Consider the following 26,567-nt stretch of genomic DNA (forward strand, 5'->3'; position numbering starts at 1 on the left):
CAGACGCAGACGAACCACGCCATTTATCATTCAAATATGTCGAACACCACTCCCGCATCGTCTGTATCTCCAGAAGTACTGGCCCGCGCCCGAAAGATCAAACTCTTCCTCATGGATGTAGATGGAACGATCACCGACGGCGGCGTCTGCCTCATCTCCTCGACCTCGGCAAGCGGTGACGGCAGCTCAACCGTTTCAGAGATGAAGGTCTTCAATGCACAAGATGGTCAGGGGCTGTCTCTTGCGCATACGATGGGCATTCAAACCGGCTTCATCACAGGCCGCCGCTCTCCAGCCGTTGCCAAACGCGCCGAAGAACTCAAGGTCCGTTTTGTATACCTGGGTCAGGCTAAAAAGATGCAGGCCTTTGAAGAGTGCATGAAACAAGCCGGCGTAACCGAAGACGAAGTCGCTTACATGGGGGACGATCTCCCTGACATTCCTCTCGCCATGCGCGCAGGCCTGGCAGTCTGCGTTGCTGACGGTGTACCCGAATTAAAAGCTGTATCGCATTACATCACCGTGCGAACAGGTGGTCGCGGAACCGCCCGCGAAGTAATAGAACTCATCCTGAAAGCCCAAGGTCGCTGGGAAGAAGCCGTACCTCTCGCCTTGGCATAGTAGTTAAATTAACCGTTCAAATAAAAATAGAAGTTATCTCCCTGGAGATAACTTCTATTTTTTATTACTTCGGCAGTAACCTTCCAACACCCTCAGTTTAGGCTCAGAAATCGACTCTACCGGCCGTGACCGGTCTGTACGCGCACGGAATCAGCTTCCTTCCGTTGCTTGTCGAGCGGGGGAGTCGAGAGCTGTCCATATTGAAGCGATCTAAGAGAATGCTCCTCGCCTGCCTGGTCAAATTTCAGAACCACTTTGGAGCTGGATTGAACATCGGTTCCTGGGCCGAGTATCCATGTAAAGGCCCTCGCCGTGTCTTTGTTCTGCAGCGTCACCACGCCTCGAAAAGCGTCTTTGTTCACCGTATAGATGCCAGCAGGGCAGTCCTTGCCATCAACCTTGAAGTTGAAAGGCACCTTGACTGTTACCTCCGCCTTCGCCGTGTTTGTCGCCACAACTGCTGCCGCCATTACCACTGGCGCCAGAATAAGATTACGAAGAATGGATCGCATTGGTGTGTCCTCCTGCCTACCTGAGCAACACTAGCGATTCTCAAAAATAAATACGTCAAGTTCCCGTCCAGAAATCGTCAAACTTTTGTCATTGTCACCCGTTCGTGTACATCCGCTCTGGCCAGCGATTCATGCGCCTTTGCCAGTTCGCCGCAGATTTCCTGGGTAGCCACGGCACACTCTGTCTCATTCAGGTTTTCCGCAAGTCGCCGCGCGTGCTCCAGCAGTTGAACAGCCTCTACATGAGCCCCTCGCTTCTCTGCATATTTCGCAGCCGCAAGCAGAGCCTTTGCAGCGCGTTGCCAGCTTCCGGCGGCTTCATAGTGCATGGCAATCTCGCGGGCAACGTTGGCTTCACGCCCAACAAATAGCTCGCCCAATCTCTCCGCGATACGAATATGCCTTTGCGAGCGCCGAGCCGAAACCTGCCGTTGATACAGCACTTCACGATAGAGCCCATGAGCAAACACATAAAACGCCGAACTCGTCCCATCAGGCAGCTCATCCTGCCCGGCACGCTCCAAAAAGTAGAGCCTGCGCGCCAACGCATCACATGCTTCCTCTGTCTCTGCTGGATCTTTACCCAATGCCGCCGCGACTGCCCATGCAGGAAACGCAACGCTAATCAGGCTTCCAGCCTCAAGCAGACTTTTCTCATCCGCATTCAGGCGATCAATTTTCAACTCAATCATCTGTGCGAGTCCATCAGGCACACCCGCTTCCATCTCCTGGAACGGCGCACGCTGTTCCCATAGAGTAGCGTCGCCCCTACAAGCACGTACCAGAAAATGCTGAGCTATCAGATGCTCCAGAATGGCTATCACGAAGAGCGGATTGCCCTCCGAATGTTTATGTACAAAGCTGGCCAGTCCCTGGGGCAATTCCTCCTGCTTCAATTCCCTGCTCAGCAGTTCCTTCACCGCGATCTTGGCAAGTGGAGGCAACGGAATCTCCGCACATAACCGGCGCATCAGTAAATCCTGCTTCACACCTTTCAACCGATGTTCGATCGCCATATCATGAGGCCTGTACGTTACCAGCACCATCAACTTTGCCTGTGCGCGACGCCGCGCCAAAGCCGATATGAGATGAACCGTAGAATCATCGGCCCAATGCAAATCTTCAAAGATGAGTATCAGAGATTTTTCTGCTGCAAGCTCCTCAAGCGCGCCGCAAAGATCTCCTGGCATCCGCTCATCAGATGCGTTCCGTGTATCCGCAATGCCATCTTCTCTGCCATGCGCCGCCAGCCATGCAGGCGCCATCCTGGATAAAGTTCGACACGCTCGCTCTCCGTCTGGCGATGAGCAGAGTTGTCCAAGCGCCTCCATCACCGGGTAATACTCTTCCTTGCCGCCAAATCCCTCCACGCATTGTCCGCGAGCCACACTCACGCGTGAAATAACCTCCGCCTGCTGGCAAAAAGCATCCACAAGCGCAGTCTTCCCAATCCCCGCCTCACCCGTAATGAACACCGCGCAACGCTGCCCTTTGAGCAGTTGTTCGACATGCGTTTTAAGGTGGCCAAGTTCCGCTTCACGGCCCACGATCCCCGCAGGCTTTATATCCAGAGCAGCAGTCGCAACGGACCCATGCTTCAATTCATTCCGATCTGTCACCTGCGCCACAAAACAATAACCACGTTTAGGCAATGTCTGAATAAACCGCGGCTGCCCCGCATCATCGCCAAGGATTTTGCGCAACTCCAACACATACGTTCTCAAAACCTGGGGCTGCACATAAGTCTCAGGCCACAGAGCATCCAGCAATTCATCATGCGTAATAAGCCGCCCCGGATTCTCTACCAGATAGCGGAGTACCGCAAACGGCTTGGGCGGCAGAGCAAGCTTCGTCCCTTCGCGCCACAGGCACTCATTGGACGTATCCAGCCCAAACGACTCGAATTGCTTCATTGACTAACCTTTTCCAAACTCACTTCTCAGTTTCTCTTAGCAATCAGCGCCCCACAACTGCGCCATGCAAGATCACCTGCATCGTCAGTCTCTTACTCTAAATAAATACGATGGGATACACATAAATCAGCCAGCTCAACGTCCATCTTCGGACAAGCATGTCCAGCAGCGGACACACAGGTAAACCTGCCCAGCGCATGAAGGCCTAAGCAAAAACGCCAAGCCTGCTACAACTTGTACCTTGAGATTCATCAATATCTATATGTGCAAATAGCGCAAAACTCTCACGACTTTAACAACGCGTTCAATACCGGAGCATCAGCCATCGTCCTCATTCCAATTGTAGATACAGAGGGGCCAACAGGTTCGCCTGGCAATGTGCAGTGCATCGAAATTAAATCTTTATTTCATAAACATATGTGCTATACACGGCGAGTGCTTATTCCATTGGTTCTATTGATTCAATTGGTTCAATCTCTTTTTCGTTCTTCACCTCTGGTATTCCGCATAACATTTCCCGCAGGCACAGCTTGAGGTAACGCGCAACCTCCCGATTGTCAAAAGCATCCGGATCGAAGAGGTGATTGAGAGCAAGCCCATCAATAATTCCACCAATCGTAAGAGAATCTCCCAACTCTTCACTGGTGTTCCGTGTGGCCAATTGTGGAAGTAATCGATCCAGCTCTGGAACTGAATTACGAAGACACATGACAGAGTGCAACTCAGCAAGCCGCTTGCGCTTTCGTGGATGGCGCACCGCATAAAGTTTAAATTCGAGATTGAGCAATATCCTCTGGCGATCTTTACTAAGTTCACCTAAATATTCGCCTAATGCATCGATGCGTTGCTCATTTGTAGGTAAACTAACGAGCAACGGACAAAGTTCAGCCATATCCCGCTGCTTGTCTTCTTCAAAGATGGCAAAAAACACATCTTCCTTGTTTTTGAAATTCGCGTAAAAAGCCCCCCGCGTCTTTCCTGCGTTCGATGCGATATCCTCAAGGCGAGCGTGTTCAAACCCGTCCCGCGCGAAGATAACCCTAGCCGAACGAATAAGCTCACGCCGGGTAAGAAGTGCACGCTTCTGCTTGAAAAGCTTTGCATCCTGTTGCTCGTTTTGATTTTTTGAATCGGTCATGCTTTTCACCGCGTCATATAACAAACATACATAGATGTATTATTTTCAACAATAGGGCCTGAACGACAAGACAATGAAACTTTCTTACGGAGAATGAGCATGAGCGAACAGTCTGGATATGCAGTAGAGATGAATACCTTCAACAGAGCTACATCCGCCGGGACTGCCGTAATACTTCTACTCGGCGCCGGATTGCTCGCAGGCTGTGGCCCCAAGAGTACCGCTCCAGCAGGGCCGCAAGGACCGATGCCCGTCACCGTAGTTCAGGTCACATCGACCAACGTGCCCCTCACCGGCGAATGGGTCGGAACACTCGACGGCTACGTGAACGCCCAGATCCAGCCCCAGGCTAGCGGTTATCTCGTCAAGCAGAACTACCGCGAAGGCGCCGAGGTATCGAAAGGGCAGGTTCTCTTTGAAATCGATCCTCGTCCGTTCCAGGCCGCGCTTGATCAGGCAACTGGACAACTCGGGCAGGCCAAGGCTCAGGTACAACAGGCCAAAGCGCAGCTTGGACTCGCTGATATCAACGTCAATCGTGATACCCCGCTCGCACAGGCACATGCCATTGCTCAGAGCCAACTCGATAACGACACCCAGCAGAAGGCCCAGAATGAAGCCGCAGTAAAATCGGCCGAGGCATCCGTTGCCACCGCTGAAGCCGCTGTCGCCAACGCAAAGCTCAACCTAGGATTCACCGAAGTTCGCTCGCTCATCGACGGAGTTGCAGGCCAGGCAACAACCCAGGTAGGCAACCTGGTAAACGGCCAGTCCGTTCTTACCTCCGTCTCGCAATTGAATCCGATCAAGGTTTACTTCTCCATCAGCGACTCGGAATATCTCGCCCTGACACAGCGCGCGCGCGAAGGCGGCGGAGATCTCCTCAAGAATGCATCTGCCGTTCCCTTGACCCTTACACTCGCGAACGGAGAGCCCTTCCCTATCAAGGGACACATCGCTTTTGTTGATCGTCAGATGAACCCGCAGACTGGAGCCATCCGCATCGCCGCTGCCTTCCCCAACCCAGGGAATGTTCTGCGCCCCGGCCAGTTCGGACGCATCAAAGCTGAAACCGAGCTGCGGCACAATGGGCTGCTTATTCCCCAGATCGCCATTCAGGAACTCCAGGGACTGCAGCAAATCTACGTCGCAGGCAAAGACGGCAAAGCCCACCTGGTCACCGTCACGCTTGGACCTCAGATCGGTACAGACTGGCTCGCCGAGAGCGGAGTCGCCGCCGGAGACCTGGTAATCGTCGACAATCTCCAAAAACTACGCGAAGGTGCACCCGTCGCACCGCATCAGAGCCCTGCTGCTCCTACCGCTACGTCCGTCAACCCGGCAGGAAGGTAATCGATGTCAAAATTCTTTATTCGTCGGCCCATTGTGGCCATTGTTATCGCTATCCTCACTGTGATTGTCGGCGTCGTTACACTGCTTACGCTGCCGACTTCGCAGTTCCCGGACATCGTTCCGCCAGAAATTCTCGTCACCGCGACCTATCCCGGTGCCGATGCCAAAACCGTCGCCCAGGCCGTCTCGACTCCGATCGAACAGCAGATGAACGGCGTCGACAACATGATCTACATGAACTCCGTCAGCGCCAATAACGGCGTAGTTCAGCTCTTTGTCGATTTCGATGTCAAGACCGATCCCAATATCGATCAGGTCCTCGCCCAACTCCGCGTTGACCAGGCACAGTCTCAGCTTCCTGCCCAGGTAACCACCGCTGGCCTCACTGTTCAGAAGGCTCTCACTTCACCCCTCATGCTTGTCGCGATTAACTCCAAGGGTGGCAAGCTGAGCCAGGACTTCCTCACCAACTACGCCATCATTAACCTTCAGGACCAGATCTCTCGCGTCAAAGGCGTCTCCCGCGTTCAGACCTTCGGCGGCCAGTACGCCCTGCGAGTCTGGGTCCAACCGGACAAACTCGCCAAACTGGGCATCACCGCGCCCGACGTTATCAGCGCCATTCAAGCCCAGAACAACGTGAATCCAGCCGGTCAGATCGGCGCCGAGCCAATCCCTAAAGGCCAGCAATTCACCTACACCGTTCGAACCCAGGGCCGTCTCGTTACACCGGAAGAGTTCGGTAAGATCATTCTCCGTGCAAACCCCGATGGATCGATCGTGCTCCTGAGCGATGTTGCTCGTATCGAACTTGGAGATCAGGCATACGGCATCTCAGGCCGTTATAACCAGGCCCCTTCTGGCGTAATGGCGATCTATCAGCTTCCCGGCTCCAACGCCGTCCAAACCGCTGCATCCGTCAACGCCCGCATGAAGGAGCTATCAGCGACCTTCCCAACCGGGATCACTTACGACGTCCCTCTGGACACCACCAAGGCCGTCACTGCCGGTATCCACGAGATCGTCCTCACGCTTGTTGAGGCGCTCGTTCTCGTCGTCATCGTCGTCTTCATCTTTCTTCAGGGATGGCGTGCCACCCTCATCCCATTGCTGGCTGTTCCTGTCTCACTCATCGGAACCTTCATCATCTTCCCCGCACTCGGCTTCTCCATCAATACTCTTTCACTCTTCGGCCTCGTCCTCGCCATCGGTCTCGTTGTCGACGATGCCATCATCGTCGTTGAAGCCGTCGAGCATCACATCGAAGAGGGAATGGAGCCGAAGGCCGCAACCGAACAGGCGATGAAAGAAGTCGGCGGCCCAGTCGTTGCTATTGCCCTTATTCTCGCCGCGGTGTTCATCCCTACTGCCTTCATCCCAGGCATCACCGGACGTCTATACCAGCAGTTCGCCGTTACCATCGCGATCTCGGTACTCATCTCCGCATTCAATGCGCTCACATTATCCCCAGCGCTCGCCTCTCTTCTACTCAAGCCAAAGCAGGAAGGTGCCAGCAAAGGTCCTCTCGCCAAAGGCTTCGCGCTCTTCAATAAGTTCTTTGGCCGCACCACGGAAAGCTTCGTTTCCACCTCCAATGTACTTATCCATAAATCTGGCCTGGCCATGCTTGGCATTCTCGTCATCGGTATTCTGGCGATCTTTCTCGGCAAATCCCTTCCCAGCGGATTTATCCCGACAGAAGACCAGGGCTATATGTTCCTAGCCCTGCAGCTTCCCGACGGTGCATCGGCGCAGCGCACCGATGCCGCACAGCAGAAGATCACCGCTGCCCTGCTGAAAACCCCAGGCATTGAAGGCGTAATCGCCGTCACCAACTTCTCGCTGCTTACCCAGGTGCAAAGTACCAACGCTGGCTTCTTCTTCGTCTCCCTCAAACCATGGGAGGTTCGTAAGAGCAAGCAGGAACAGCTTGAGTACATTCAGGCCAATCTGCAGAAGCAGCTCTTCGCTGATCCGGACGGCATCGCCTTCGCCTTCCCGCCTCCTTCAATTCCAGGCATCGGAACCTCCGGCGGCGTAACCATGGTGATCGAAGATCGCTCCGGCTCTGACGACCCCACAACCCTGACCAAGAATGTGATGGGCTTCCTCGGCGCACTCTCCAAACGTCCCGAGATCGGAGCAGCCATCCCGTCCTATCAACCCGCCGTGCCGCAGCTCTACGCCGATGTAGATCGCGAAAAAGCGCTCCAGCAGCAGGTTGACCTTTCAAACATTTACACCACCATGCAAACCTTCATGGGTGGCTATCTCGTCAACTACTTCAACCGCTTTGGCCGCCAGTGGCAGACCTACGTCGAGGCGGAAGGCACATCCCGCACCAGCATTGCGAATATCAATCAGTTCTATGTTCGCAGCGCCAACGGCAGCCAGGTCCCGCTCGGCTCACTCGTTCATGTGAAACAGATCACCGGGCCTGAATTCATCTTCCGCTTCAACGAATTCAACGCCGCACAGCTCAACATCACAGGTGCTCCCGGCTACAGCTCCGGCCAGATACGGGCCGCGCTTGAGGACACCTTCAAGAAGACCATGCCCCCAGGCGCCGGCTTTGATTACTCCGGCATGTCCTACCAGGAGCAGCAGGCAGAAAAGGGCGTTCCGTCCTGGGCCGTATTCGGACTCTCCCTGCTCTTCGTCTTCCTCATCCTTGCAGCTCTTTACGAGAGTTGGACTCTGCCCTTCAGCGTTCTTCTCAGCACGCCTGTCGCTATCCTTGGCGCGTATATCGCACTACACATACGCTCTTTTGAAAACGACATCTTCGCCACCATCGGGCTCGTCATGCTGATCGGTCTGTCGGCGAAGAACGCCATCCTCATCGTTGAGTTCGCAAAACTCAATTACGACAGTGGCCAAAGCATCTGCGAATCCGCTCTCAACGCTGCGCGTCTCCGCTTCAGACCAATTGTCATGACGGCTCTCGCCTTCATCTTTGGCTGCTTGCCTCTCTGGACCGCCAGCGGCTCCGGCGCTGTCTCTCGGCGCATTCTCGGCACTGTCGTTATCGGCGGCATGACACTCTCAACCGCAATCGGACTCATCTTCATCCCGGTCACATTTGCTGTTGTTGAGTTCCTCTCGCATCGCTATGTAAGAGGCGGCAAAGGCACAACGATGGACTGCAAGCCAAGAACCAAATTGCCCCCCGGCGGAGGCGCTCAATCTACTACGACTCACTCCACGACAGAAGGAGGTCAGGCATGATTCGTTCTTCCGTAACGTCCTCATCGCCCCTGAAGAACGTCAATATGCTCGCCCTCGCAGCTATCGGCATCAGCTTTCTGGCCGGCTGCAACGTGGGGCCCAAATACAAGAGGCCCGCTTCATCTGCGCCGCCCGCATTCCGCGGAGCAGATGAAGCTCCCGTCACCAGCGACGCCAAGAGTTCTCTCGGTGACGAAAAATGGTCGGCCGTCTACCAGGAACCGGAACTCCAGGAACTCATCCGCAAAGCGCTCGCCAACAACTACGATCTGCGTATCGCTGCCCAGCACATTCTGGAACAGCAGGCACAGGTAAAGATCACCCGTTCGCAGGAGCTACCGACGCTCTCCGTTGGCGGCACAGGAATTGGCGCTACCCTGCCATCCTCCCTTGGGACTCAGATCGGCAGTCCGCTCGTGGATGGCTCTTTCAATCTATCCGCCGCATGGACGCCTGATTTCTGGGGCCTCTATCGTAAACAAACAGAAAGCGCTCGCGCACAATTGCTCGCGCAGACCTGGGCCCAGCGCGCTGTTCAAATGACGCTTGTGCAGCAGGTAGCGACGGCCTATTTGCAAATTCGCGCTCTCGACCGCCAGCTTGAAATCACCAGGGACACCCTCAAGGCGCGTCAGAACTCCGTCGACCTGACCACAACTCTGGAAAGCGGAGGTTCTGTTCCGCTCTCAGATGTCCGTCAGGCCGAACAACTTCTCTACGCCGCCACCTCCGAGATTCCTCAACTTGAGCAACAGATTCAGCAGCAGGAAAACGCAATCGCTTTCCTGCTCGGCGAAAACCCCGGCCCAATCGCACACAAAGATCCCAATGCCTTGACGCCTCCGCCGCAGAATCTGCCTACCGGCCTGCCCTCCGAATTGCTGGAGCGCCGTCCCGACATCCAGCAAGCCGAGGCAACGCTCATTTCTGCCAATGCACAGATCGGCGTTGCGCGTGCGCAATTCTTTCCCAGTCTCTCGATCAGCGCCTCAGGTGGCGTCGGCGGAGACGCACTGAACAACATCTTCGACCCCGCCGGCAAAACTATCTACGGCCTCGGCAGCCTCGCTCAACCGCTCTTTGAAGGCGGTAAACTTCGCGGCCAACTCCATCTCTCTCAGGAAACTGAAAAAGAGATGGTGATCAGCTATCAGAAAACCATCGCAGGCGCCTTCCGCGACGTCTCCAATGCCCTCATCGCATTGAACAAACAACGCGCCTACCGCGAGCAGCAGGAAAAGCTCGTAGCCGCAGCGCAGGACTCAACGCGTCTGGCACGCATGCGTTACAAAGGCGGCGCTACCAGCTACCTCGAAGTACTAACCACCGACACCAATCTCTTCACCGCTCAACTAAACCTCGTAAGCGCTCAACAAGGCGAAGCACTCACCCTCGTGCAACTCTATAGCGCTCTCGGCGGCGGCTGGCAGTAGCCACCGCAACTTAACCCAGCCCATCCTTGTGCAGTCTCATCGCACAAGGATGGGAGAAACCAGTCCCTTCCCCATATTCACAACATTCATAAAACAATCCACCCACAAAATTCCTCGCAACCTCACCCGCATTCTTAGCCGACTCACACACTCCACTAACATAGAGTGTGTGAGTTGGCTAAGAATGTGGCTGGGGTAATCCAGGGAAAGAGGACTAAGTGCGAATATTCATATTGCTTATAGGCATCGTTTGTCTATTCGCCGTGCTGATCGATGCCTTCCAGACCATCATTTTGCCGCGCCGCGCATCCGGCCGCTTTCGCCTCACACGCATTTTCTATCTTGCTACATGGACCCCCTGGAGCTTCTTTACCCAACGCATGAGCGATCCTCGTAAGCGAGAATCCGCCCTCAGCTATTTCGGTCCCTTGTCCTTGATCATTCTTTTAGTGGTGTGGGCAAGTGCAATGGTCTTCGGATTTGCGCTTATCTTCTACGGGCTAGGAAGCCCTTTCAACGACATGACGCAGAAGCCGGGCTTACGATCCGACCTGTACGTGAGCGGAACCACGATATTCACCCTGGGGTTAGGAGACGTGACCCCGCGCAGTGCCTGGGCTCGCGAACTTGTAATTCTTGAGGCCGGTACCGGGTTTGGCTTTTTAGCCGTCGTCATGGGATATTTCCCTGTTCTCTATAGCGCTTTTTCACGACGCGAAGTGAACATCTCTCTACTGGATGCCAGGGCTGGATCCCCGCCAACCGCCGCTGAATTGATGCGTCGCCACTCCTACCTCGGCGCAGACCGTGCTCTCACACTACTGCTGGAGGAGTGGGAGCGGTGGTCAGCAGAGCTATTGGAGAGTCATATCTCCTACCCGCTCCTTTGTTATTTTCGTTCGCAACACAACAATCAGAGTTGGATCAGCGCTCTGACAGCCATCCTCGATACGTCGGCGTTGCTGATTGCCGGGGTGCAGGGACATGAGGCGCGTCAGGCACAACTGACCTTTGCTATGGCGCGTCATGCGATGGTAGACCTCGCGCAGATCTTCGCTCTTACCCCAATCAAGAATGCCCCTGACCGACTCTCTTACGAGCGCTACGAACAGCTCTACAGCCTGCTTTGTCAAAGCGGTGTAAGTGTCTGCCGCGACGGTCAATCCTTCGCACGTCTTCGCGAGATGCGCGCCCTCTACGAGGGTTACGCCGAGGCTCTTGGGGACTATCTTTGCATGCCGCTTCCTCCGTGGATCGCTGACAAGCCGCATAAGGACAACTGGCTGTCTGTAGCCAGATTGCGAGCCAATGCCGAGGCAGCTAATTCAACCCCCAATGAAGAAACGCAGCCCACCACGGGTACCCAATCCATCGCATTTCAATTGGATGACCATCACGATTTTTAGCTCTTAACTCACACCCTCAAGCTGCTTCTTTTCTCCTATAACGATTGGGTCTTTCACAATCAGGAGATAAGAGAGTGCGCCCAAAAACGAGACCATCGCACAGATCACCAGTGTGAGATGAAAAGAATGTGTACGGTCAAGCAGAAAGCCCGTGATGATCGGCGCAAAAGACGCACAGATGAAGCTTCCAAAGTTTTGTATCGCACCAACCGAAGCCACAATTTCCGCTGGAGCGATGGACTGCACCAATCCCCATCCCGAGTTCCCAGCGAGATACGTAAAAAAGAGCGCCAGCCCGATGCCAAACGCAGCGCCCATTGCCCCCGGAATATAAGGCACCAGCAAAGTACAGATTGCAGAACACGTCAACCCCGTAACCAGCAGAGTTCGATGAGTCTTGATCGGCGCACTTCCACGACGTACCCAGAAATCTGCAATGATCCCGCTGATCAACATGCCGACAGTCCCAAAGGCAAAAGGAATAACGGCAATCATCCCGGTAGCCGCGATACTTACATGATGTTCTGCCTCAAAGTAATTCGGCATCCAGCTCATATAAAGCCATACCGTGTAGTTGATACCGCCAAAGCCCAGCATCATCCCCCACATAGTGCGCATGCGAAAGAGCCCAAGCCATTGAGCGGAAGAAATGCGCGTTCGATCATTCCTCAGATCACTCTTCTGCCCAGATGTATCCAGATACTCCATCTCGTGATCGCTCAATGAAACAGCCCTGCGATCGCGGTAGAAAACATACCAGACAACCGAGAGAATCAACCCAGGGATGCCGATCAGCATAAACATCCCCCTCCAGCCAAATGCCATCATCGTCACCGTAAGAATCGGTGGTGCAATAGCCTGCCCCATCGTTGTTGCGGAGTTGACTATCCCCATCGGCGTAGCACGATCACGAACATCGAACCAGTCGTTCACCGTCTTGACTGCCGAGATGACAAATGGTGATTCCCCTACGGCCAAACCTACTCGTGCAGCAAAGAACGAGGTAAAGCCACTCACCATACCCGTCGCTGCCTGCGTTACAGACCATAGAAACATCCCTGCGCCCAGAACCAGGCGTTCTCCGAAGCGATCCAGAAGTATTCCCATCGGAAGTTGGAAAATAGCGTAGGCCAACGAAAAAATCGAAAGCAGAATCCCCATCTGCGTGGCGGAGATGCCAAGATCAGCTCGAATTGTCGTATTGGCAATCGCCAGGGAGCCGCGATCGATGTAATTAATAATCCCCGCGACTGAAAGAGTCGAAATCGCGAAGACCTGGATTCTAGCGATGCGCCGTGATTTGTGGGGCCTGGAAATAGCCACATGGATCCCAGAATTGCGAACGCTACCAGCCGGTCCTCTGATATTAATGCTGATACGACTGCCGAGGAATAAAATAAAACACTAAAATCACAGCCGCATCCGCCCCTCTTCCGGTGCCTTCAATCTCGCACAATAAGCGACTCTTCCTCTATCTCATTTATGCTGATAGTAACGGAAAGTCGCTCAGAAAAATCAGCCTGCGAAACCTCCAATCGAGTTCGAGGAATTGTCTAAATTTACGACTAAAGCCCTCAAGCTATAATTCCGCATGAATCTGCTCGTCCCCACGAGCACCTGAAAGGTCATCATCCACCGGCCTTCGAGTAGTTCGTACACTGAGGTCGGTTTTTAGAATGAAGAACGAAGAACTCATCTTTGTCACCGGCGCGACCGGATTTCTGGGCTCGCAGCTGGTTCACGAACTGCTGGACCGCCATCCACAGGCTACTCTGGCGCTGCTGATTCGAGATAGATCCAATCAATCCGCCCAGCAACGCGCCGATTTGATCGTGTCTCCAGCCGATCGCAAACGCATACAGGTGTACTCAGGGGATGTAGGCCTGCCCAACTGCGGCCTCGACGCCTGTGCCAGGCAATATCTTTCCTCTGAGACAACCCGCGTGATTCACTGCGCCGCCACCGTCCGCTTTGATCACTCGCTGGAGGAGGCCCGCCGTATCAACGTCGAGGGCACCCAGCGCATACTGGATTTCGCAGCCACAGCGCCACAACTTCGCAGCCTCGCCTACGTGGGTACAGCCTATGTCGCCGGCGAACGCACCGGCCCAGTCCTCGAAAGTGAATTGATATTAGGGCAAAGCTATCGCAACACCTACGAACAAACCAAAGCAGAGGCCGAGGCGCTCGTGCGCTCACATCTTGGCTCCATCCCGGGAGTCATCCTGCGCCCCAGCATCATCGTGGGCGACTCCCAGACCGGCGCGACCTCCAGCTTCAAAATGATGTACTGGCCTTTAAAGATTTACTCCCGCCGCCTCTGGCGCACAATACCCGGCTTTCCCGACGCAGTATTGGATATCGTGCCGGTCGACTACGTTGCCAACGCAGTCGCACTACTGGCCTTTGACGAGGCAGCGTTGGGCAGCACAGTTCATCTCTGCGCCGGACCACGCGGCAGCGCCACCATCCAGCAAATCGCCCAGCGTGCATCGGAATATTTCCATGTGCCCGAGCCGCGCTACGTCGATCCAAAGTTCTTCTTCGCTGCACTGCGACCGCTGCTGTATCTATCCCTATGGGGACGCAAGCGCAAAGTGCTCCGCGATGGCCGCGCCTATCGCGATTACTTCTCCATGCGCATGCAGTTCGATACCACCAATGCCGAGCGCCTGTTGGCGCCATCTGGACTACGGCCGCCACCCGTCCTTGAGTATCTCAATAGCCTGTTCGATTACTGCGTAGCCAGCGAATGGGGACGCAAGACGGTCTCTCCTCAATGAATATCCAGGAGCAGCTTCGGCTCTCACGCGATCCCAACGTCACCGTCGCCAATCTCGTCGACGAGCTGCTGCAACACAAAGGAGATTGCGAAGTCGGCGTCGAGGAGGATGGTCCCTGGCGCCTCGCCGAGCTGCACGCAGAGGTTTGCCTGATCGACGCCTTTCTTCGTCGCACAATCGGACTCCGCCCCGGTCAACCCGTAGCCATTTATCGCACCAATGATCGGCGGTGTTTCCGCTGGTTCCTGGCGATTGTCCGCGCTGGAGGCATCGCAGTTCCCTTGAACCCGATGCTTTCGCTGTCCGAGGTACGGCGAATTCTGGCCAGCAGCGGCACAGAGATTCTGGTGACCGACAAGGCAGTCTTTGAACACAGCATCAAGCAGCGTTCCGAGTTGAATGTCCGCACCTGGATTCAAGCTGACAGCGAAGAGGCAGAGCTTCTCGACGGATTCATACGCATTGTCGATGGCGATACCCAATCTCCGCTCCCTCCCGTAGTCGTCGATCCATCCGCGACAGTAGCCGTATTCCACACCTCCGGCACCAGCGGATTTCCCAAAGGCGCCGCGCTTTCAAGCAATGCCCTGCTCGGTGCGCGCGCGTCCACAGTGTTTGCCGGACTATTTCTGGGGCCAAAAGATCTCGCTCTCATAGCCCTGCCCTGGTCACATATCATGGCCGTCAGCATCGCACTCTATGGCCTCATGGCTGGCATCCGCGGCTGCTTCCTCGATCGCTTTGACGTAACCCGCGCAATAGACCTTGTCGAACGCTTCGGCATCACCGCTTTCGTCGGTGTGCCCGCAATGTTTGCGCGACTGGTCAACAGCAATCCTGAACCTGCAAGGCTCGCCAGTGTGCGCGTCTGGCTCTCGGCCAGCGATCACCTACCTTCTCAAGTAAGGCAGCGCCTGCGACAATATGGCGCTCTGATCCGACTGCCGGGTGGCCGGCGCATTCCGCCCGTACTCATCAACGGCTACGGCATGGTAGAACTCGGCGGCCTCGCCATGATGGGCATCGAGTTTTCGCTTCTCCCCGGCAGTGGAGATCTCTGTTTCCCCGTGCCGCCTTTTCACATCCGCGTCGCCGACGAGAACGGAAACGCTCTGCCCGCTGGCTCTACCGGCGAATGTCAGATTCGCCGTCGCGGCCTCATTCCGCATTATTGGAGCGATGAGAAAAAGCACGATGATTCAGCCACAAATGACCTGCTTACCTCCGATGGCTGGCTGCGCACCGGAGACCTCGCAAAGCGAAATCGCCTCGGCATGATCCGCCTCGTTGGCCGCATGAAAGACGTGATCAAGTCCGGCGGTTATTCCGTCTATGTCCGTGAACTGGAAGAGACCCTGGTAACCCATCCCGCAGTAGCGCGAGCCGCCGCTTTCGGCCTGCCGCATCAAGAGAAAGGCGAGATTCCCGCCGCAGCAGTCGAACTGAACAACAACTCCACCGCAAGCGAAAGCGACCTGCTCGCCTGGTGCCGGGAGAATCTCGCAGCCTATAAATCCCCACGCAAAATCTGGATTCTTCCAGCAGGCGACTTACCGCAAAATCACACCGGCAAGATACTTCGACGAGTCCTGCAGGAGCGGTTTTCACAAGAGATCCATTAAAAAACCGGTTTCCAGTGAAGAGACATCTTAAAACCACAATAAAGGGATAGACTTGTCACGTTGATGCAAACACCTTCGTTTTGCAAGAGCGCGGCTTTACCCGCCGAGGATGTTTTCCATCTCAAAATGAATTTGCCCGCACTCTGAGACGTCTCACTCCATAGTGCCTGTCAGTTGCTCATCTACCCGGTAGCTCTCGCCCTTTGTAAAAGCGAACCAATGCAAGGAGAAACAGAATCTTGTCTACCGCCCAGGAAGAGAAGATCGAAGACCGCCTTGCGTTTCTGAATGAGCGAAAGCTGCCTGCAATGATCACCCCGATCGCAGGCGAATCGCTGCATACTCTGCTCAGGGATGCACGCGATTCGCTGACCGCGATAAGGCAAAAGTACGGCGCAATTCTCTTTCGCGGCTTTGATCTCAGCACTCCCGAGGATTTCCGCGCCGCTGCAGCCCTGGCCTTTGAGAACAGCCTTCGGAACTACGTTGGCGGCGTAAGTCCGCGTGGGCAAGTCATGTCCGGCGTCTACGAATCCACTCGCTTCCCAGCTCATCTCCGCATCCCGCAACACAACGAAATGGCGTACCTTCCCGACCCACCCCGCGAGCTCGCATTCTTCTGCGAAATCGAACCGCAGCACGGCGGCGAAACTCCGCTGGCCGATTCGCGTGTGATCTACGACCTCGTGCCCGCGGAGATTCGCGATGTTTTCGAAAGGGTAGGCATCTCCTACCATCGCTATTTGAATGGCCCACGCATGACGCTCCATCACCGCAACCGTCATCGCATAGCGAAACTGCATACCTCGTGGATGGCCGCCTTCTCCACCGAAGACCCCGCAGTAGTAGAGCAATCCTGCGCTGAGAATGGTGGAACAGTACGATGGGATCGAGAAGAAGGGGCAAAGATCAACAACGTCCTGCCCGCCATCCGAAGACATCCAGACACGAACGAGGTGCTCTGGTTTAACCAGGTAGCGACCTTCCTCAGCTCGCCGCGATCCACCGGTCTCATGCGCTGGCTTCTATATCAGGCCGCGTTTCCAGATCCATTTGTGCGGCCTTTTCACGCGACGTTTGGAAACGGGTACCCGATCAGCGTTCAACAACTAAACGCCATTCATCACGCGATTGATACCGCAACAATTCGGTTTCGCTGGCAGCGTGGCGATCTGCTGGTTGTCGACAACTTCCTCGTTACACACGGCCGAATGCCGTATCGAGGAGATCGACGTATCCTCGTTGCCATCCACTAAACCTTCCCTCGCATCTTCGCTGCCCACCAGCGCGTCCCAACCAGTAAAAATCGCCAGTCACTCAGGAACTCAGGTGGCTTTCCCTCAATAGCGTGGCCTAGAAACTGCAATGCCCATCCCACCACAAAAAGGCCGATCCCGACCCAAAGCACCGGTCTCCAAAAGATCCCCGCAATCATCATCGGCAGTGAAACCAGGATCATCGGAATACCAAAAGTATGCGTCAACTGATTCAGCGGATGCTGATGGCTCTCCGAGTAACGCGTGATCCAACTATCCCAACTCCGATTTCCAAGCATGCCTGCAGCATACTCCATCCATGCCATCTCTCATAACGAGGATTGGATCTCATGTTGTACAACATCTACAGGAACATCGCGCATCATCCGCAAAACAAACAACCTCGCAAATCAGGACAGCAGAGAAATGACACTCAGTATTCAGCAACAATTCGGACAGATTGATATCTATGTATTCGACCAGATCCTGCGAGGAAATATCACCGCAGATATGCGTGTACTCGACGCAGGATGCGGATACGGACGCAATCTCGTATATCTATTGCGTGAACGATGCCAGATATTCGCACTCGACGCCAACGCCGACGCTGTTGAACACGTTCGACGATTATCCGGCTCGCTCATGACCGGATTACCTCCCGAAAACTTCCAGGTCGAAGTCATCGAGCACATGCAATTTCCAGATGATTTCGCAGATGTAGTCCTCTGCAACTCGGTACTCCATTTCGCACGCGATGAAGACCACTTCCAAAAGATGTTGTCCGAACTCTGGCGAGTCGTAAAACCAGGAGGTATGTTATTTTGCCGCCTCGGTTCAAAAATTGGAATGGACTTCCCGCCACTGGGAAACAATCGATTCCTCATCGGCGATGGTTCGGAGTGGTTTCTCGTAGAAGAAGAAATGCTCCTCAAGTTAACCCGGCAGATGCACGGAACACTCGTTGATCCATTAAAAACAACCATCGTCCAAAATCATCGCTGCATGACAACCTGGATAGTACGAAAGAGTCCAAAGCCTCTATAACAACTCATAACTTGATATCTTCATGGTGAATCAGAAGCCATACAATTGCGGTTGTAATCTCCGATCCTGAAAAACCGGACGAGGCTCGCATCGGTGAATCGCGCTATCGCTCTTTTGCTTGTCATGCTCGCCGCGATCATTGCATTGATTACGTGGCAACGGAGTGCGCAGCCACACCTCGCGATCTCCCCTCGAGAACTCACCCTGCCCGCGGATGGCGCTCCACATCGCGCTGCGCAAATAAGGCTGTCACAAAACAAACAGATCGAAAGTAATAACATCACGATCACTGGACACGCCCCTGCGCGCATCCTTCCCGCCACCAGGGACGCCGCCGCTGCCTTGGAGATTCAGTCCCCGGTCAACCCGGCAACCGAGCGGTTCATCCTCAAGTACCGCGGTGCTCCCGTTACCCTGGTAGCGCATTTCATCTCCGATAACAACGATCGCTTCAGCGACGGCACTCCCGACTTTCTCCGTCTACACACCACAGAAGATCGTTCAGCCTTCCGCCGCTGGTTCACAACAATGGCCGATATCACCGCCACACTTCCAACCGAACACCTGCCGCACGAGATTGATGACTGCGCCGCCCTGCTGCGATGGTGCTACCGCAACGCCCTGCACTCTCACGATGAAACATGGCTGGCAACCATGCCCATGGAAACTCTGCCGCCCATCCCATCCATTACGCAGTATGCGTACCCCTTCACACCACTGGGCTCAAACCTTTTCCGCGTAACGTCTGGAGCCTATGCTTCGGACGACGTTTCCAATGGCAGTTTTACGCAGTTCGCCGACGCCAAAACCCTTTGGCAGCACAACACTTTCTTCGTCACCAGGGATGTGCGTACAGCTCAGCCAGGAGACCTGCTTTTTTATCGCCAGTTAGAACAAAACTCCCCGTTTCACTCAATGATTCTGACCGGCCCTACTCACAATTGGGTGGTCTATCACACCGGACCAATCGGTACCGGACCAGGAGAGATACGGCGAGTTACATTGAACGATTTACTTCATCATCCGGATACACGTTGGCGGCCAGTTCCGGAAAATAATAACTTCCTGGGTGTCTACCGTTGGAATATACTTCGCGAGGAGCCTCGATGAGACTGCGCGCTGTTTCGTTCCTTGCCTTGCTTCTCTTTGCCCATCCTGCCGCCCATGCACAGGACCGTGCAGTCTCGTTCAATCTGAGCACCAGCAAGACATTTGCTCCCGGCGAGCAACCTAAAATCCATCTCTACACGCACAACGTAGATGCCCTCGAATTTCGCGTCTATCGTATAAATGATCCCGTAAAGTTCATGGAGAATCTGCGGGAGCTGCATTCCTTCGGGCCAGAAGCAGGCCTGCTCGGCAAAGAACAAATCGACAAACGGACCTTGCTGGAGAAGTTCCACGACTGGAAAGCAGGTCTCTGGAGCAGCATTCGCAATTTCTTCCGGCAACAGTTTTCGCAGGAAGCACGCAGCGCGCTGCGTGATCATCAAAGCGCAATCACCCATCACAGCCGCATCGTTAGCGAAGCCGAGTTCGCACAGATTCCCATCCTCAACCAGGGGCAACTCGTGTCGCGCTGGCGACAACTCGTACCGTCTACGTACATCTCCGATGCGAATGACCTAGCCGTACCCAAGTTGTCCGCCGGACTATATCTCCTGGAGGCGACCGACGGACGATACAAGGCCTACACGCTGCTGATGATGACGCAGATGGCCCTCGTAACGCGGACCACCTCCGGCAATGTCGTAGCCTATGTTGTCGATCGCACAACCGGTCAGCCAATCCCCAACGTAAAGGTGGACGCAGGTTTTGGTCAGAAGGCAGTAGCCACAGCCACCACCGATGCCAAGGGAATAGTTCAACTTGCCATTCCCATTGATAAGTCTTCGCCGGATAACTTCTGGGTGGTTGCAGGCAAAGGAAATGAATTCGCAGCTTCCACCCCAGGTAGCTGGGCACTGAACCTCTCTTCAAGCGGCAAGTTCGCAGGCTATGTCTTCACCGAACGACCGGTTTATCGACCAACTCATACCGTTCATTGGAAGGGGATACTCCGCGAACACAACGGCAATGCATTGGCGCTCCCAAAAGCAGGCAGCGTTCACGTAATCATCTCCGATGGGGAGAGCAAAAAGGTCTTTGATCGGCAGATGCCTCTTCCCGCAACCGGCGAAATTACCGGCGACTTCGATCTTCCCAAAGATGCCTCGCTGGGCTACTACTCTCTACAAATAGGCGATAAGCAGGAAGATCTCATCTCCAGCGGCTTTCATGTCGAGGACTACCGCAAGCCCGAGTATCGCGTACAGGTAACAGCAGCGCAGAAACGAGTACTTGAAGGCGCAACAATGCCGGTCACGATCGATTCTCGCTACTTCTTCGGCGAGCCTGTGGCCAATGCAAAGGTTAAGTATCGCGTGTATCACAGCCGTCATTACTGGTGGGGAGAGCAGGATGACGATAGCTCCGGCGGCGATGAAAGCGCCGATGCAGATGCAGAAAATCAATCCACAGAAAATCAAACCGGTTACGCCGGTGACGAGGAAGCCGAGCAGACCGGCAAGCTGAATGCAAACGGAATCCTCGTCATCCAGGTTCCAACCCGCGTCGACTCCCAGGGCCACGCACATCCAGATCTGGACTACACAGTAGAAGCTGGCGTAACCGACGCAGCCAACCGCGAGATCACAGGCCGCGGCCGCTTCCTCGCAACCTACGGAACATTCCGCGTGAATATCGAACCTGTAAGTTACGCGGTACGCCCCGGCGAACAGGCAAAATTCCGCGTGACCACGGTGGACTATGACAATAAACCTGTCAGCACCCGCGTCCACGTTCAGCTTGTCTTCCGACATTATGAAAGCGGAAAGACAGAAACCACGCTCGGCGCAACAGTCGATGTAACCACCGACGCAACAGGCAAAGCCACAGGCGAAGTACCCATCGGCCAGCCAAAGTACAGTAGCGCCAGCCTTCAGGTAACTGCCGCTGCAGTTGTGCCAGGAACACGCGACCCGGTAAACGATAGTTATCTGTGGATCATGGGCGCAGGAGAGACAAGCTGGGATAGCAGCACCCAGGCCACGCAGATCGTGGCCGACAAGAAAACCTACGCCCCCGGCGATACCGCACATCTAAGCATCGTCTCGCAGACAGGCGGCTTCTATGCACTGGTAATCGCACAGGGCTACACAACACAAATGCGCGAAGTGATGCATACCGACGGCAACACGCTTTCGTTCGATCTGCCCATTACTTCCGACTCGCAGCCCAACATCTCGGTGAATGCATACTTCATCAAGGACAACACTCTTTACCAGGCCAGCAAAATTCTGAAAGTCCCGCCCGTTCAGCAGCAACTGAATGTAGAGATCACCCCAGGAAAAGAAGTTTTTCAACCGCAGCAGAGCGCTACTTATGATGTCGTCACGCGGGATTATGCAAGCAAACCCGTCAGTGCAGATTTAAGTTTCGGTGTAGTGGATGAAGCTATCTACTCTCTCTATCCAGACAGTAGTGGAGATATGGTCGCAAGGCTGTATCCACAGCGCTTCGCTGAGTCTCAGGTTGACTCTTCCCTCGATTACTACTTCAGTGGTGAGGCTGGCAGCAAGTCGCCGTTATTGGCCATGCGCGACGCCCGCTATCGTCCCCAACTCGCTCAGGTCAAGCCGGGCAATGAGCAAAAGCCGCGCATCCGCAAGGCCTTCCCCGACACAGCATTCTGGGCGCCTATCGTCCATACAGACGCAAGCGGACACGCCCATGTGTCACTCACCTTTCCAGATTCGCTCACGACCTGGCGAGCCACAGTACACGCTATAACGCCGGATTCGAAAGCCGGCTCCGCCATCAGCCGTGTTCTCGTGCGCAAGAATGTGCTGGTACGCATGGGCACACCGCGCTTCATGTTAAAAGGCGACGAAATCACGCTGCCAGTGATCGTGCATAACTACCTCGACACAGCAAAACAAGCAACCGTCTCGCTCAAAGTCGAAGGGCTCGATACACTCAGCGGAGCACAAAAGAGCGTCACAATCCCCAGCAAAGGCGAGGCCACCGTATTGTGGCGCTTGCGAGCCACACAAGTCGGCAAAGCAAACCTTACCGCCTCCGCCATAACAGATACCGAGTCTGACGCGCTTGAACTAACCTTCCCCGTCGAACCGGCGGGCGTCGCGCAAACCCTGTCGCAGAGCGGAGCGATCGCACAAAACGCTTCCCAGGTCACAGCAAACATAACCTATCCATCCAACACCGATCCGGCTGCGCACACTCTCCATATCGAGGCAAGTTCGTCTATCGCTGGCTCGCTCTTCTCTGCTCTGAACTATCTCACGTCCTATCCCTACGGCTGCACCGAACAAACGATGTCGAGTTATCTGCCAAACGTAATTGTGGCCGAGACACTCAGTCGCCTCAAGGTAAATCGCCATATCGACGACGTGGATCTGCACGCCAAGATGCAAGCCGGCCTCGAACGTCTGAAGGATTATCAACATGACGACGGAGGCTGGGGCTGGTGGAAGGAAGACGATAGCCGCGTCTACATGACCGCATACGTCGTCAGTGGTATCGGTCAGGGAGCCCAGTATGTCCCACTCTCAAACGACCAACAAGCAATGCTCAACCGCGGCATGGGTTATCTGCGCAGTGCTCTTGATCAGCATTCAAGCATGCGCCCCGACCTGCGAGCTGCGGTAGTTTACGCCCTTGCGGAAGCAGGCGACAAACGGCTTGGCACCGCCCTCGACGCTCAGTGGGCACAGCGCAAAGATCTGCAACCAGAGGCACTGGCCATGACCGGGCTCGCGATGTTGCAGATGCGCGATAAACGCGCCACAGAGATTGCCAATCTGCTCGCATCACAGGCCATACATCAAGGCAATCTCGTCTCGTGGAAAGGATCTTATCTCCCCCTGCTTGATTACGACTACAACAACGATGCCGAAGCAACCGCATACGCAGTACGCCTGCTGGCGAAGGTTGATCCGAGCAACCCATTGTTGGGCGGCGCTGCGCAAGGTCTGATGTTAGCGCGCAACGGTAACGTCTGGTGGGATTCCACCGAACAGACCGCAATGGTGCTCTTCGGACTAACCGACTATCTCGCCGCGTCGCAGGAGTTACAGTCAGACTTCACAGTAGACGTGCTCGTGAATGGCCACTCCGCCGGGCAACGACATTTCACCGCTGAAGATGCACTCAACGGCGCTTCTCTCACAATCGATCTCGACGCCGCACATCTACAGACCGCGGCAAACAATGTACAGATAGTCCGAACCAGCGGCAGTGGACGCATATATTGGTCTGTCCGCGGCGGCTACTACTCCACAGAAAAGAAAAACTACCAGGTCGGCACCATGTCTCTGAATTTGACCCGCGATTACTACAAGCTGCAACCTATGCAGAAAGATGACAAAATACTGTATTCATTGCAGCCCATGAATGGCACAGCCCAGGTAGGAGACGTGCTCGCCGTACACGAAGCAATCAACGGCACGCCCGCCCGTTATCTCCTACTCGAAGATCCAATCCCCGCAGGCACAGAATTCGTTCAGAGTGAAGATAGCTATCCCATCGATCACAAACCCGGTGGATGGTATGACTGGTTTACAAGACGAGAATTCCACGATGATCACGCCGCCTTCTTCGCCAGTGAATTCACCGGAAGACAAGAGATTTTCTACCTGATCAGAGTAGTGAATCCTGGCACATTTCAAATCAGTCCCGCGCGCGTGGAGCCTATGTATCAGCAAGGCGTGCAAGCTACCAGCGATGCTCTGCAGCTACAGGTACCTGCACCAGCCCTGCCAGGAGGTCCGCAATGACATCACACTCAACCTCGCCATTGCGTGGCGCTCTGGCTCTGCTCAACGTTCGTTTCATTTTGCAGCAGATCATCCTCGCACTGCTGGTCTTCGGACTTTCCGTTCTCTGGCTGCGCATCCCGGATGCAAGTGCAATCGATGTAATTGGCTCGGTGTTGCTTGCTCTCATCGTGCTCGCAGTAGCAGGCATAGGGGAGTCTTCCCTCATCCTCCGTCTCTCCGGCCAACATCACACATTGAGCAAACTCCTGCGCGGTGCTCTGTTGCTATTCATTGGAGCCGCACTCTGGCTTGGCTGGAGTGTACTGCTTCAACACTTGCATGGCGATGACTACCTTCGCGCCGGTTATCTGAATTCGCGATTTCCGCACTCGCTACGCAACCTGTTTTCCTTTGAACATATCCTGCTCTGCTTCGGATGGCTATGGGCAACACTGCGGTGGATTATGGCTGGCATAATTGCCGTCTTCGTGTTCACCCTGACTGCGAGTATCCGGCCGCTTCGCGCCATAGTCCGCGCACTCAGCTCCCTCTCTTATTGGAGCGTACTTATCTTAGGAACGGCCAGCGCGATTGTCATCACAGGCTTGCTGCTAGAGTGGACGCCGGGCCAGGGCTTGACTATCGAGATGCTAAGTCTGGTGCTTCGTCTAAGCGTAGCAATGATCCTGGATGCCACCATTGCATGTTTCCTGCTTGCGATCCTGGCCGTATGCGAGCGGCAGACCGATGCGCTTTACCTCACACCTGCCGGAACTCCAGACGAAAGCCATCCGCGTACAGAAGAAACTCCATAGCGTATAAGCAATGCATGCACCCGAGAAGCAGCAGCAAGATGCGCGCTCTCGCTGGCCCTCAACGAATCCGTATGCTGCAACGCGCTTTCGATCTCGTCGATAGACATCGTATGTGCGCTTTCAAAATGTTCCCCTGCCAACACCTCAACCAGGCCCTCCCGTAACCAAAGCGGTGTGCGCTCGTTGGACTCAGACTCCACAAGAACATGAAGCATCTCGTGCATCAGCGTCTCCGAAGCAACTCGTCCACGCGCATGCAAAATTGCCTCCGGCTGTAAAACAATCGTGTCCCCTCGCGTACTCGCAAGTGCCCATCCAGGCTGCGTCGTAAGCTGACGAAACACCTCCGTCGTCGACGCAAAAATAATCTCAGGATGAATCTCTTGTTGAGGTGGAAACCGCTTCTCTGCATCACCCCACATCCGCTCGATCTCTGCCTGTTTCTCTGCAGAAAACACATGCGTAGCGCGTAGAGCAAGTGGACCGACGCGCGTCTCCTGCCACCCCATGTCCTCCGGCAAGATGCGTACCGTCGTCCCCGAAAAATAGAAGGCAAGAATCTCTCGCGCATTCTTCCCCTCAGAAGCCATCTCCGTCGCGCCCACCTGGCAAAGACCAACTCCATGACCATGGCCACGGCCATCAAAGACAAGCTCGCCGTTGCGAACCCCAAGTTCGTATGCATCGCTACGAACACGATTCCATCCCATCGTTCGGCCAATCCCAAAGCGCAATGCACTTGCCGAAACCATCGATGTCGCCCCATCCGCGCCAGTGAAAAGTACGCGCAACGCGCGCCGCGACGGACTTCGCTCCGCAACATGCGCTGTCACGATCCTTGCAGGCAAATGCCATCCTTCTTTTTGTGCGACCTCCAGCAGCGTACCCAGCGGAACATCCGCATGCCACGCTGCCGTATCACGCCGTCCGCAATATGGATCTCCGTGACTGCGCAGATAAGGCGTACCACGAAGTTTGGGCCAGAGGATTCCAGCATCTTCTGTTAAACCGCCACAGTTCTGGCTAAAGAAAACCTCCACCTGATGCGGACCAAACCACAATGTCTCCCCTGCAGTTGCCCGCACTGCATCTTCGATAGCCAAAGACGCCGATCCAGGCAGCATCGCCTGACACGCAGTGCTATCGCATAGATCCGCGCTCAGGTGACCATGTTGAGCAACGAAGTGGCTTCCATTCAACGCATACGTCCGCGCAAGAATAGCCAACGCACGCAAGGATTGCCCAGGTTCGTCATGTGCAGCCTCCGCGTTCAATACCGCAGCCACATAACGCTCGCTCGGCAGCGTAAGCACAACATCAACATTCTGCCTCCGAGCCTGTAGATGCCAAAGTCCCGTAGCGGTACGCATCTCACCTGTCGCATCGTCAGTAACACGCAGGGATCCACCAGCAAAGATCTCCTTAGGCGCAATAACATGAAGCGGCGCAGTCAACGGAGTGTGTATACATTTAGCGCATAGCGACGTCCATGCATGCGCGCCAATCGGCGTCACTGTCACAGTACGAAGACTTTGCGTGGAGAAAAGCGCCACCGATATATCCCGTCCACCGCTGCCGTCGCTCGTTGCTGCAACCGCTCCCAGACTCGCGAATAACATCACAA

At 54.9% G+C, this 26,567-nt stretch carries 18 protein-coding genes; 12 read left to right on the plus strand and 6 right to left on the minus strand.

Annotation, left to right across the window (positions count from 1 at the left end):
- The first annotated feature begins 36 nt into the window (after positions 1-36).
- Positions 37-621, plus strand: coding sequence for a KdsC family phosphatase (locus OHL19_RS20520; protein WP_263359704.1), 585 nt, complete (start codon positions 37-39; stop codon positions 619-621).
- Between the two features lie 116 nt (positions 622-737).
- On the opposite strand, the gene OHL19_RS20525 is transcribed toward OHL19_RS20520, so the two are convergent.
- The 3 genes from OHL19_RS20525 to OHL19_RS20535 form a co-directional block, all read right to left on the minus strand.
- Positions 738-1,133: a hypothetical protein gene (locus OHL19_RS20525; protein WP_263359705.1), complete on the minus strand. Its 396-nt coding sequence runs from the start codon at positions 1,131-1,133 to the stop codon at positions 738-740.
- 77 nt (positions 1,134-1,210) lie between these two features.
- Positions 1,211-3,046, minus strand: a complete 1,836-nt coding sequence (locus OHL19_RS20530; protein ID WP_263359706.1) for an AAA family ATPase — start codon at positions 3,044-3,046, stop codon at positions 1,211-1,213.
- Between the two features lie 439 nt (positions 3,047-3,485).
- Positions 3,486-4,184 carry a TetR family transcriptional regulator gene (locus tag OHL19_RS20535; protein ID WP_263359707.1) on the minus strand — a complete coding sequence of 233 codons (699 nt, stop codon included), beginning with the start codon at positions 4,182-4,184 and terminating at the stop codon, positions 3,486-3,488.
- A 99-nt stretch (positions 4,185-4,283) separates the two neighbouring features.
- On the opposite strand from OHL19_RS20535, the gene OHL19_RS20540 reads away from it, so the two are divergent.
- From OHL19_RS20540 to OHL19_RS20555, 4 genes are all read left to right on the plus strand, one after another.
- A complete protein-coding gene (locus OHL19_RS20540) occupies positions 4,284-5,537 on the plus strand; it encodes an efflux RND transporter periplasmic adaptor subunit (protein WP_263359708.1) in 1,254 nt (417 codons plus the stop codon).
- A 3-nt stretch (positions 5,538-5,540) separates the two neighbouring features.
- Positions 5,541-8,765 carry an efflux RND transporter permease subunit gene (locus OHL19_RS20545; RefSeq protein ID WP_263359709.1) on the plus strand — a complete coding sequence of 1,075 codons (3,225 nt, stop codon included), beginning with the start codon at positions 5,541-5,543 and terminating at the stop codon, positions 8,763-8,765.
- Positions 8,762-10,198 (plus strand): efflux transporter outer membrane subunit, encoded by a 1,437-nt coding sequence (locus OHL19_RS20550; protein WP_263359710.1) that lies wholly within the window; start codon positions 8,762-8,764, stop codon positions 10,196-10,198. The genes OHL19_RS20545 and OHL19_RS20550 overlap by 4 nt, the downstream gene beginning before the upstream one ends.
- Before the next feature lie 218 nt (positions 10,199-10,416).
- Positions 10,417-11,604 carry a potassium channel family protein gene (locus OHL19_RS20555; protein ID WP_263359711.1) on the plus strand — a complete coding sequence of 396 codons (1,188 nt, stop codon included), beginning with the start codon at positions 10,417-10,419 and terminating at the stop codon, positions 11,602-11,604.
- A gap of 3 nt (positions 11,605-11,607) precedes the next feature.
- On the opposite strand, the gene OHL19_RS20560 is transcribed toward OHL19_RS20555, so the two are convergent.
- Positions 11,608-12,927 (minus strand): MFS transporter, encoded by a 1,320-nt coding sequence (locus OHL19_RS20560; RefSeq protein ID WP_263359712.1) that lies wholly within the window; start codon positions 12,925-12,927, stop codon positions 11,608-11,610.
- Between the two features lie 353 nt (positions 12,928-13,280).
- Here OHL19_RS20560 and OHL19_RS20565 point away from each other — a divergent pair, with 353 nt between their 5' ends.
- From OHL19_RS20565 to OHL19_RS20575, 3 genes are all read left to right on the plus strand, one after another.
- Entirely contained in the window at positions 13,281-14,387 is a 1,107-nt protein-coding gene (locus tag OHL19_RS20565; RefSeq protein ID WP_263359713.1) for an SDR family oxidoreductase, read from the plus strand.
- Positions 14,357-16,009, plus strand: coding sequence for a class I adenylate-forming enzyme family protein (locus tag OHL19_RS20570; protein ID WP_263359714.1), 1,653 nt, complete (start codon positions 14,357-14,359; stop codon positions 16,007-16,009). The genes OHL19_RS20565 and OHL19_RS20570 overlap by 31 nt, the downstream gene beginning before the upstream one ends.
- A gap of 239 nt (positions 16,010-16,248) precedes the next feature.
- A complete protein-coding gene (locus OHL19_RS20575) occupies positions 16,249-17,265 on the plus strand; it encodes a TauD/TfdA family dioxygenase (protein ID WP_263359715.1) in 1,017 nt (338 codons plus the stop codon).
- Here the strand turns inward: OHL19_RS20575 and OHL19_RS20580 are convergent.
- Entirely contained in the window at positions 17,262-17,564 is a 303-nt protein-coding gene (locus OHL19_RS20580; RefSeq protein WP_263359716.1) for a DUF962 domain-containing protein, read from the minus strand. The genes OHL19_RS20575 and OHL19_RS20580 overlap by 4 nt on opposite strands.
- A gap of 127 nt (positions 17,565-17,691) precedes the next feature.
- Between OHL19_RS20580 and OHL19_RS20585 the strand changes: the two genes are divergently transcribed.
- The 4 genes from OHL19_RS20585 to OHL19_RS20600 all read left to right on the plus strand — a co-directional run bounded on the left by OHL19_RS20585 (position 17,692) and on the right by OHL19_RS20600 (position 24,943).
- Positions 17,692-18,309, plus strand: coding sequence for a class I SAM-dependent methyltransferase (locus OHL19_RS20585; RefSeq protein ID WP_263359717.1), 618 nt, complete (start codon positions 17,692-17,694; stop codon positions 18,307-18,309).
- Between the two features lie 93 nt (positions 18,310-18,402).
- The gene (locus tag OHL19_RS20590; protein ID WP_263359718.1) at positions 18,403-19,419 is read left to right on the plus strand and encodes a DUF1175 domain-containing protein; all 1,017 of its coding nucleotides are present in this window, start codon (positions 18,403-18,405) and stop codon (positions 19,417-19,419) included.
- Positions 19,416-24,146 carry an alpha-2-macroglobulin family protein gene (locus OHL19_RS20595; protein ID WP_263359719.1) on the plus strand — a complete coding sequence of 1,577 codons (4,731 nt, stop codon included), beginning with the start codon at positions 19,416-19,418 and terminating at the stop codon, positions 24,144-24,146. Before OHL19_RS20590 ends, OHL19_RS20595 begins: the two co-directional genes overlap by 4 nt.
- Positions 24,143-24,943, plus strand: a complete 801-nt coding sequence (locus OHL19_RS20600; RefSeq protein WP_263359720.1) for a hypothetical protein — start codon at positions 24,143-24,145, stop codon at positions 24,941-24,943. The genes OHL19_RS20595 and OHL19_RS20600 overlap by 4 nt, the downstream gene beginning before the upstream one ends.
- On the opposite strand, the gene OHL19_RS20605 is transcribed toward OHL19_RS20600, so the two are convergent.
- Positions 24,883-26,562: a SpoIID/LytB domain-containing protein gene (locus OHL19_RS20605; RefSeq protein WP_263359721.1), complete on the minus strand. Its 1,680-nt coding sequence runs from the start codon at positions 26,560-26,562 to the stop codon at positions 24,883-24,885. The genes OHL19_RS20600 and OHL19_RS20605 overlap by 61 nt on opposite strands.
- Positions 26,563-26,567 lie beyond the last annotated feature (5 nt).

The sequence above is a fragment of the Acidicapsa ligni genome, assembly GCF_025685655.1.
Lineage (GTDB): Bacteria > Acidobacteriota > Terriglobia > Terriglobales > Acidobacteriaceae > Acidicapsa > Acidicapsa ligni.